Raw genomic sequence first — 386 nt, 5'->3', positions numbered from 1 at the left:
CAAATCGGAGGCGGGCTCGACTTCAAGGGAAAGAAAATGCTGGCCTTACTGGGACAAGTCTTGTCAGGAGATGTCCGCATGGTTGTCGTTGCCCACCCAGACCGATTGGCAATATGGGGATTTGACTTGTTTCGATGGCTCTGTGAGCAAAACAGGTGCTCACTCATGGTTCTCAACCAGACAAGTCTCAGTCCAGAACGAGAAATGGTTGAGGACATCCTCGCCCTCCTCCACTGCTTTAGCTCCAGATTATACGGACGGAGTAAATACAAAACTCAGGTCAAAGAAGATCCGGATTTACCCCAGCCCCGAGCTAAATCAAGTCTGGCGTAAATGGTTGGCCGCTTGTCGGTATTGCTACAACCAAGCAATTGCATTATCCCGGA

Annotated in this window: 2 protein-coding genes; both read left to right on the top strand. The window is 50.0% G+C overall.

Going from position 1 to position 386, the window contains the following annotated elements; genetic code table 11:
- Nucleotides 1–333 (top strand): recombinase family protein (locus P5683_RS25975; protein ID WP_396442622.1); only part of this gene is annotated, 333 nt, incomplete at its 5' end.
- On the top strand, nt 290–386 hold a 97-nt coding region (locus P5683_RS26680; protein ID WP_396442608.1), incomplete at its 3' end, for a helix-turn-helix domain-containing protein. The genes P5683_RS25975 and P5683_RS26680, both read left to right, overlap by 44 nt.

Source organism: Limnospira sp. PMC 1279.21, from assembly GCF_032349615.1.
Classification (GTDB): domain Bacteria; phylum Cyanobacteriota; class Cyanobacteriia; order Cyanobacteriales; family Microcoleaceae; genus Limnospira; species Limnospira fusiformis.
This window is presented reverse-complemented; position numbering and strand designations above follow the sequence as displayed.